The 8,404-nt window shown below is 68.1% G+C and carries 9 protein-coding genes; 1 reads left to right on the top strand and 8 read right to left on the bottom strand.

The genetic code is table 11. The annotated features are described in order from the left end of the window. Nucleotides 1–506 precede the first annotated feature (506 nt). Together ACJEIK_RS07845 and ACJEIK_RS07840 are read right to left on the bottom strand one after the other, a co-directional pair. A complete protein-coding gene (locus tag ACJEIK_RS07845) occupies nt 507–1,232 on the bottom strand; it encodes a DUF1906 domain-containing protein (RefSeq protein WP_061003430.1) in 726 nt (241 codons plus the stop codon). A gap of 101 nt (nt 1,233–1,333) precedes the next feature. Then, on the bottom strand, nt 1,334–2,536 hold the full coding sequence (locus ACJEIK_RS07840) for a low temperature requirement protein A (RefSeq protein ID WP_133427347.1): 1,203 nt from the start codon (nt 2,534–2,536) through the stop codon (nt 1,334–1,336). A 159-nt stretch (nt 2,537–2,695) separates the two neighbouring features. Between ACJEIK_RS07840 and ACJEIK_RS07835 the strand changes: the two genes are divergently transcribed. Then, complete coding sequence (locus tag ACJEIK_RS07835; RefSeq protein ID WP_082934566.1) at nt 2,696–3,397, top strand: 2-C-methyl-D-erythritol 4-phosphate cytidylyltransferase; 702 nt, start codon at nt 2,696–2,698, stop codon at nt 3,395–3,397. A 137-nt stretch (nt 3,398–3,534) separates the two neighbouring features. Here the strand turns inward: ACJEIK_RS07835 and ACJEIK_RS07830 are convergent, their stop codons facing one another. The 6 genes from ACJEIK_RS07830 to ACJEIK_RS07805 are packed head-to-tail and all read right to left on the bottom strand — an operon-like array spanning nt 3,535 to nt 8,330. Further along, nucleotides 3,535–4,128, bottom strand: a complete 594-nt coding sequence (locus ACJEIK_RS07830) for a 2-C-methyl-D-erythritol 4-phosphate cytidylyltransferase (RefSeq protein WP_409431289.1) — start codon at nt 4,126–4,128, stop codon at nt 3,535–3,537. A 9-nt stretch (nt 4,129–4,137) separates the two neighbouring features. Then, the gene (locus ACJEIK_RS07825) at nt 4,138–4,944 is read right to left on the bottom strand and encodes an ABC transporter permease (protein ID WP_409431288.1); all 807 of its coding nucleotides are present in this window, start codon (nt 4,942–4,944) and stop codon (nt 4,138–4,140) included. Continuing rightward, nucleotides 4,941–6,095, bottom strand: coding sequence for an ABC transporter substrate-binding protein (locus ACJEIK_RS07820; protein ID WP_133427325.1), 1,155 nt, complete (start codon nt 6,093–6,095; stop codon nt 4,941–4,943). The genes ACJEIK_RS07825 and ACJEIK_RS07820 overlap by 4 nt, the downstream gene beginning before the upstream one ends. Next, nucleotides 6,092–6,811 (bottom strand): ABC transporter ATP-binding protein, encoded by a 720-nt coding sequence (locus ACJEIK_RS07815; protein ID WP_135356557.1) that lies wholly within the window; start codon nt 6,809–6,811, stop codon nt 6,092–6,094. The genes ACJEIK_RS07820 and ACJEIK_RS07815 overlap by 4 nt, the downstream gene beginning before the upstream one ends. Continuing rightward, nucleotides 6,787–7,809 (bottom strand): acyl-CoA dehydrogenase family protein, encoded by a 1,023-nt coding sequence (locus ACJEIK_RS07810; RefSeq protein WP_133427327.1) that lies wholly within the window; start codon nt 7,807–7,809, stop codon nt 6,787–6,789. The genes ACJEIK_RS07815 and ACJEIK_RS07810 overlap by 25 nt, the downstream gene beginning before the upstream one ends. After that, nucleotides 7,806–8,330: a DUF4242 domain-containing protein gene (locus tag ACJEIK_RS07805; RefSeq protein ID WP_133427348.1), complete on the bottom strand. Its 525-nt coding sequence runs from the start codon at nt 8,328–8,330 to the stop codon at nt 7,806–7,808. Before ACJEIK_RS07805 ends, ACJEIK_RS07810 begins: the two co-directional genes overlap by 4 nt. Between the last annotated feature and the right edge of the window lie 74 nt (nt 8,331–8,404).

Genomic DNA, 8,404 nt, shown 5'->3' with positions numbered 1-8,404 from the left:
GTCAGGTGCTTGGTCTTGGTAGTCGGCCCTGGGGCAACGCGATGCGACGTCGGATCACGTGAGGCCCGTGCTACGTCTGGCTCCCGATTTTTCGGGTGCCTGAGAGCCGGGCCGACTGCACTAAGAGTGTCATAAGATTCGCGGCGTTTTTCGGCCGGAAATGGTTACCAACGAGTTCTACGGATCGGTAACCACCTACGCGGGTAACACCGCGTCGTGGGACTGCCCGTACCCAACAGGACAAACGTCCTGTTGGCGGCTGGTTACGGTCGAGTAGTAACAACATCGCTGATCAAAGCGGTATTGTTATCAAATCGTGACCATGCTTGTGACGGTGCCGAACCTTACTAATGAGTAGGAAAAGACCCGTTCCAGAAAACACTCGACAATGACGGTCTGTGTGTCTATACGGGCGGTAAGTTACCGCGCCGCCATTTGCTGCGGTTTCATCTCGTTTTCTTAGAGCCGGCCGCCAGCTAACTACTGAGCAGTAATATGCGCGGCCGTCAGTCCCACTGCCCGAAGCGCGGCTTGAGGATGTGGTTGATGTCGACGCCGACTCCCCCGACGTGCCGCTTGTCGATCTCCACCTGATGCAGTGCCGCCGCCGGATGCGCGGCCCCACCGGGCGAGCCCCAGTTGTGCTGCCAGAAGTACGAACCCAAGCCGTCCTGCACCGCCCACTCGATGGTCTTGGAGTTGGCGTACACCCCGACCCGCTGGTGGCCCAGCACCGATTCCCAGCCGCGCAGATAAGGGGCAACCTGCGCCTTGTACTGGGCCGGAGTCGGATCGTCGTCGATGGACGCGTAGATCGGCGCCCCGACCGGACCACCCGCCGCGGTGTGCAACGCGAACCCGCGCTGCGCATGCTGCACGCCGGCGGCGTGGCCGCCCAGCCAGTCGGCCGTGGATTCCTTCCCGTACTGGTAACAGGAGACGATCTTCAGGCCGCCCTTGTAGAGGTCGCGCGCTTCCGGCAGCTCGATGGGCTTGCCCAGCATCCACGCCCCGCCGGGCCGCCGGTCCGAGACATACCGGATGGCGCCGAGCGCCCCGGCCGACCGGATATCGGCGGCGCTGAGCACCCCCGCCGCATAGTCCAGCAACACTCCGTACGGGGCCGCCGAAGCGGTCGTCGCGCCGAGCACCGATTGCAACCCAGCTCCGAGGCCGAGCGCCGCCGGCGCGGCTGCAGCGTATTTCAGCAGGTCACGACGCGAAATTGCCACGCGTCTCAGGATATGACAGCTACCTCTTCCGGCCCGTTAGCCACACCAGTGAGCTCGTGTCCCAGTAGCATCCGCTCGGTGTCGAGACGATCGCATCGCCGTCACGTCTGGCGCGCAACCGCCGCGGCGACGTGCCGGTGCCCGATGATCTCGAATCCGGCCACGCTCACCATCGGCGCCAGGCTGGCCACCAACAGGCAGAGCGCCATCGGCACCCCGACGCCGGCCAGCACCACCGTCGCGATCAGGACGACGGCGGTCAGCACCACCAGCAGCACGTGCAGGGCGTCCACCGAGCGCAGCATCAGCGCGTACAGCACGTAGACCAACGCGATGTAGATGCCGACCGGGATGACCACGCTCAGGACAGTGGCCACCGAACCCAACACTGATTTGTGCTGGATGAAGTACGCGGCGGTGTGCAGGCCCGCGCCGGTCGCGACGATGGCGCCGTACACCGGCATGTGCGAATACCCGAACCAGAATCCCCGCTCGCGGTGCAAGTGCAGCGCATCGGCCGACGGCACCATGAAGTACACCCACCACATGCCGAAGGTCAGGGCCGTGCCCGCGATGGCCAGCAGTACCGCGTCCCACGACCAACCGTGCTCGCCGACGACCGCAGACAGCGAGGCCACCGTCCCGACCACACCCTCGCCGAGCGCGATGATGGCCAGCAGTCCGTAGCGCTCGGCGATGTGATGGGCATGCCACGGGGTTCCGCCGCACTTGGTCTCGGCGATCATCGGGCCGCCCAGTTCGATACATGCCAGCAGCACCCACGCGCCCAGGGTCACCGGCACACTCGTCGGCAGGAACACGGTCCCGACCCAGCCCACCTGGACCACCGCGACGATCCAGACGTACGTCATCGCTGCCGCGCGCCGTGACGGATCTTGCTTCGCGGCGCGTAACCACTGGCCCACCAAGGCAATTCGCATCACCACGTAGCCGGCGACAAGCACCGCGTTGTCGACATGGTGGCCGTGCTCGATCGAGGCGTAGAACGCGGGCAGGCCGAGTGCCAGGACCAGGACGCCGACCATCTCGACCATCGTCATCAACCGGAACACCCAGTCATCGGTGTCATACGCCGAGGCGAACCAGGTGAAGTTGATCCACGCCAGGCAGATCGCGAAAGTGGAGAACACGAAGCCCGTGATGCCGGCGCCGACGTGGCCTGCCGCCAGCATGTGCGACAGCTCCGACGCCGCCACCCCGAACGCCACGACGAAGGTCAGGTCGAACAGCAGCTCCAGTGGCGTCGCGACGCGGTGCCTTTCGTGCGGATCGCGACCCCGCATCGGCGTCAACCGATGTGCGCGCACCGAACTGTGTGGGTCAGGAGCGTTCTGTTCGGCCCCATCCATGCCGTGGTCCCTTCAGCGAATCCGGGCCCCAGCCGGGCCGCGTCACGGTAAGCCTGCCGCAGATCCCCGCTCCCGTCCCACTACCGTGAAGACGTGTCCGCTCCCCCGATCGCCGTCGGCGTCGTTCTCGCCGCCGGTATCGGATCGCGCGTCGGGGCCGACGGCAACAAGGCCTATCTGCAGTTGGCCGGCCGCAGCATGGTGGCGTGGTCGGTGGCGGCCGTGGCCGCCGGTCCCCAGATCGCCCGCACCATCCTGGTGTTCCGGCGCGGTGAGCGCGACCAGGTCGTGAAGCTCATGGCCGACGAGCTCCCAGGAACCACAGTCGAATTCGTCGAGGGCGGCGACTCCCGGCACGGCTCCGAACACAACGTGCTGAGCTACCTCGCGGCGGACATCGAAGCCGGCGCAGTCGACGTGGTGCTGATCCACGACGCCGCCCGCCCACTGGCCGGTGCCGATTTGATGGACACCGCCGTCACCACGGCGCGGGAGCGGGGCGGTGCCATTCCGGTGCTGCCGTCGGGCGACGTGTTGCGCCTGACGGAGGACGGCCTCAGCGCCATCGACCAGGCGCTGGTTCGGGTGCAGACGCCGCAGGCATTCCGGGCCGCGCCCTTGTGGCAGGCCTACGTCGCCGCGGCCGCCGCCGGTTTCGAAGGCACCGACACGTCGTCGTGTGTGGAGCGCTTCACCGATGTCGAGGTCCACGCGATCGCCGGCTCGGCCCAGAATTTCAAGGTGACGTTCGCACACGACGTGCAGGTTGCCGAGCGCCTGCTCAGTCGGCGCTGACCCGGGAGTCCCGAACCAGACCAGGTGTCCCAGTCGATCCGGCGCCCTACGGCGAACGTGACGACTGACGGTGGCGACACGCGTGCGAATTCCACGGCAACCGTCACACTCGACGCAGGAGGAACCTTGACCAGGTCTCAGCCTCCATCAGTGACGATCGCGTCCAACAGTTGCCGGTCGCGGGCGAGGTCGACGGCGAAGGCGTTGGGGTCGCCGTCGACGGTGCCGACGTTCAGGCCTGCCGAGGTCAGCGCGGCGAGGTCGTCAGGTACGAAGCCGGCCAGTACCGCCGCGGTGTAGCCGCGCGGGTACTGCGCGGTGACGAGTTCCGACCGGTCCACGTTGCCCAGCACGATGCCCCCCGCGGCAACGCTTTTCACGCTGTCGGTCATCGCCAGGACCGGGATGACGACGTCGTGGTTCGGCACTGCCGCCGCCACGCGTGTCGCCAGGTCAGCGGGAGCCAGCGGGTAGCGGACGTCGTGCACCAGGATCGTGTCCCCCTCGGAGGGCAGAGCCGGCGCGGTGTGCACGCGCACATCGCTCAGGCCATGCGCGGCAAGGCATTCCGCTGCCGCGTCGGCCAACTCCTTGGCGGCCACCACCGTCACCGGCGCCACGGCGCGGACCGCACGCACGGCCCGCACCAGGGCCGGCTCACCGGCGATCGGCGCGGTGAAGTCTGCCGGCGCGAGCACTGCGGGCACCGTCACGATCGCCGAAAGAGTCACCGCGCCACCCTATCGCCGGTTGGGCGCTACCCCTGGCCGCTCCGGAGAAATCAGCCGACGTGCGATCACGTCCAGCAGGAATCCCAGCGCTCCGATCACCACGATCACGGCCACCACCTGGTCATAGGCCAGCTGGTCACGGGCATTGAGCACCTGGTAACCCAGTCCCGAACGCACACCGAGCATTTCCGCCGGGACCAGCACCACCCAGGCGATGCCCAGTGCCACGCGCACACCGGTCTGCAGCTGTCCCCGGATGGCCGGCAGCACGACGGCGGTCACGAGCTCCCGCCGCGTGGCGTGGAACGACCGCGCCACATCCAGGTAGCCCGGGTCGACAGCGCGCACGCCGGCGACGGTGTTGATCAACACGGGCCACACGGCGGCCACCGCGATCAGGAAGATCACCGGTTCATTGCCGATGCCGAACACCGCCACGGCGATGGGCGCCCAGGACAGCGGCGAGATCATCCGCACGAACTGGACGAGCGGCGCTGCCGCCCGCTCGGCCGTGGTGCTGAGCCCGAGCAGCAGGCCGGCCGGAATCCCGATGACGACAGCCACCGCGAGGCCAATCAGCAAGCGCCACAGGCTGATCCCGATATCCGGGAGCAGCACGCCCCGGGAGAACAGGTCCACGACCGCGGGCGCCACGCGCTGCGGGGCGGCCTGGCGCAGCAGCGAATGCGGGGCGGACAGTACGGTCGTCGTCAACCACCAGAGACCGACCGCGACGACGACGGCGCCGGCCGGCGGGGCCCAGCGGCGGATCGCCACCGGCGGGTCGATCACCGCGCGGACGGGTGTCGTGGTCATGTCAGCTCCAATTGCTCGGTTCGGGTGTAGCCACCGCTGAGGCCGAAGGCGGCCGGACCGCCATGTGCCTGAATGGAATTGCGGACGAAGGTGTCGTCGACGAGGTCGCCGTGCACGGTGGTGGGGTCCAGCCGGTCGAGGAATCGCCGGTCGCCGTCGATGACGGTGTCGTGCATGGCCGACACCAGTTCACTGGTGAAGCTCGGGAACGGGAACGGCTGAAAGCCGAGCCGCTGCGGCTGCCACTCCGGGTGATGCAGCGGGTAGGGCGCGGTGGGATACGTCAGCGCCAGCGTGATGGCCGGCACCGGCTGAGGCAGGTACCGCCCGCCGCCGAGTTTCGCCGCCGCCGCCTTCCGGTCGTTCGACAGCGCGAGTTGCGCCGTCACAACGGCATCGGTGAGCTGCTGCACTGCCGCCGGTCGACTGCTGATGACGTCGTCGCGAGTGACCAGGGCGCAGCAGGCATGGTCGCGCCACACATCGCCCAGGAAGGTGTGGATGCGCCCGATCTTCTTGGTCTGCGCCATCGCGTTGAAGGGGTCGGCCACCACGTAGCCGCCGATGGTGCCGGTGGCCAGCGCCGGCACCATGTCCGACGGACTCATCACGACGAGCTCGACCGTGCGGTCGGTCCGCGACGCCGACCTCCGGATCACCGGTTGCAATCCGTTGGCCCGCAACATCTTCTGCAGCACGATGTTGTGGATCGACCACCAGAACGGAATCGCCAACTGCGAGCCGGCCAGGTCCGATAACTCCCGGATATGCGGGGCGACTGTCAGTGCCGAGCCGTTGGTGTGGTTCCACCCGAGTACGCGGACACCGCCACCGAGCGCGTAGCGCAGCTGCACCGCCATCGGCATCAGCAGGTGCACGACGTCGAGTTGACGGTTGAGGAATGCTTCGCCCAGCGCTGCCCAACTCCGGAACAGCACCGGCTTGCCGACACCGGCCGGATACAACCCGGCGGAGTGCGCCAGCAACAACGGTGCGGCGTCGGTGATCGGCAGATAACCCACGCGCAGCGGCCCGCCGGCGGTCGAATCGGTTGTGGCACTGTGCGCCAGGTCGGCCAGGCCGAAGGCGCCACCAGCGGCCGCTGCTGCCGCGATCAGGGCCTGCCGTCGCGAGATCAGCAGTCTGCTCATGCCACCCACAGTTCGGAAACCCGGTAATGACTGAGGATTTCGTCACGCAGACCCGAACGGTCCGCCTCGCTCAGGCGCCATTGACGCTGAATGCGGCCGCCATCCGCCAGCAGTACGACACGCTGCGCCAGGGCCAGCGCCTCCTCGACGTCATGGGTGACCAGCAGCACCGTCACGCCCAATTCGGTGGTGAGCGTGGTCAACCACTGTTGCAGGTCGGCACGCGTCGCGGGGTCCAGCGCGCTGAACGGTTCGTCGAGCAGAAGCACCTGGGGCCGGGTCGCGACGGCGCGCAGGATGGCCACCCGCTGGGCCTGCCCGCCGGACAGCTGGTCGGGATAGCGGTCGGCCAGGCCGTCGACGCCGAAGCGCCGCATCAGTTCGGCCGCATAGTCCGCGTCGAATCCCTTGCGCCGGTGCGCGAATCGCTTCGCGTAGGAGACGTTGCCCTGCACCGTCAACCACGGCAGCAGGAGCGCGTCCTGGAAAACCACGCCAATGTGCGGACGCTTGCCGCCGGCGGGCCAGCTGACGGTTCCCGAGCTCAGCGATTCCAGGCCGGCCAGCACCCGGAGCAGGGTCGATTTCCCGCTGCCGCTGCGTCCGAGCACCGCGACGAATTCCCCCGATTCGACGGCAAGATCGATGCCGTCGAGCACGACGCTGTCGCCAAATCGCTTGGTGCCCGCGGCTATCCGTACTGCTTCAGTTCCCACCTCAGTTGTCCTTCCGACGGTGATTGCACGGGCAGAAAAGCTGCTTCGCGGAACCGGCGGTTGGCCGCGGTGCCCGCACGGTAGCCCTGGCCACCAGCCAGGGCCGACTCCAGTCGGGTCGCCCCCACCGCGGCGTTGGCGGCGTCCAGGCGCAGCCGGATCACCTGGGCCACATCGGCTTCCCCTGGCGCCGTCGCGAACTCGTACAGCCGTCGACGGTTGCGTTCGGCCTGCGACACCAGGTCGGCGAGGTCGCCATCGAACTGGGCGGCCAGCCCGTCGGTCGCCCGGCCGGCCGCCGTCAGCGCCGCCCCGGTGACGCCGACGCAGAACGCCGTCTGCAACAGCAGGAACGTCGGCTTGATCCCGCGGACGAAGCCGGTGAGGTCGGCACTGATGATGCGGTCGGCGTGCACCTCGACCTCTTCCAGCCGCAGCGACGTCGAACCGGTGCTGCCCAGGGCCATCAGCGCGGGCGCCGGATCGATCACCACGCCGACGGCGCTCACGTCGACCGCGACGACATACAGCCGGCCCGCGGCCGTACGTGCCGGTAGCACGATCAACGCGTCGTCGAAGACGTTGGACGCCCAGCGGATCGGACCGTTGAGCCGCAGACCGCGGCGCGTCTCCCCCGCGAAGATCGGGAGCTGCCCGAGCCCCGCCACATGCTTGAGTCCGGCAGCCATGGCGGTCACACCGGGACGGCGGGCGCTGAGCAGCGCCTCCGACAGGTCCGGCCGGTCGGCGAGGTAGTGAATCGCCATCTGGTGCGCCCAGGCCGAGAATCCGGCGGCAAGGCTCACCGCCGACACCTGCTCGATCACCCGCACGGTATCGGGCAGGTCCGGCAGGCCGAACAATCCGGCGGCGCCGAGAGCGCGCAGATCGTCACGGACGTCGGTCTGCCCCGCGTCCAGGTCACCGGCCCGGGCGTCCACGCCGGCCGTGACGTGCGCCAGTCGGGTTGCGACGTCGTCGGATACCAAAGTCGTCATTGTCCACCGCTTTCCAGTCCGTACAACCGATCGATCGGGGTCTGCACGGCCACGCGCGCCCGCCGTACCGCGTCCTCATCCGGCGCGTCGTAGAAACAGAGGCACTTGTCCATGTCGACCCGCACGTAGGTGCGCAGGAAGCTGACCTCGGGCACCTCGGCGTATTTGGGCGCGTTGGCCTTCTTCCGGCTCAGGTAGCTGTCCATGTCCAGGTCGGCAGGCAGGTCCCACTCGACCAGATAGCCGGCCGTGGGGCGGACCGCTTTCAGCTCGTCCAGGTCCGCACCGACCAGTCGCACCTCGTGCGGACCGGTGACTTCGGTGGCCCCGACGGCAGCGGCGTCGAGCTGCAGCGGATCGCCGGTGAGCTCGGCCACCACGAACAACCGGTGCTGGCCGGTCACCTGAGCCTCGATGAGTTCGCCGCCGGCCCGGTGCACTTCCGCGTCGACCGTCTTGATGGCCTGGTCGACCTCGGCCCGGCCGGGCAGTCCTGCGATTTCGTAGAGGTACAGCGTCACGGTGTGTTCCTGTTCGTCGGGCGTCGATGACATCACGACGCTCGCATGAACAGACCGGTCTGTCTATTGAGGTT

Origin of the sequence: Mycobacterium sp. SMC-16, from assembly GCF_046250085.1 — a bacterium.
GTDB classification, from domain to species: domain Bacteria; phylum Actinomycetota; class Actinomycetes; order Mycobacteriales; family Mycobacteriaceae; genus Mycobacterium; species Mycobacterium phocaicum.
Note: the sequence above shows the minus strand (reverse complement) of the source record. Positions and strands in the feature narration are given on the sequence as shown.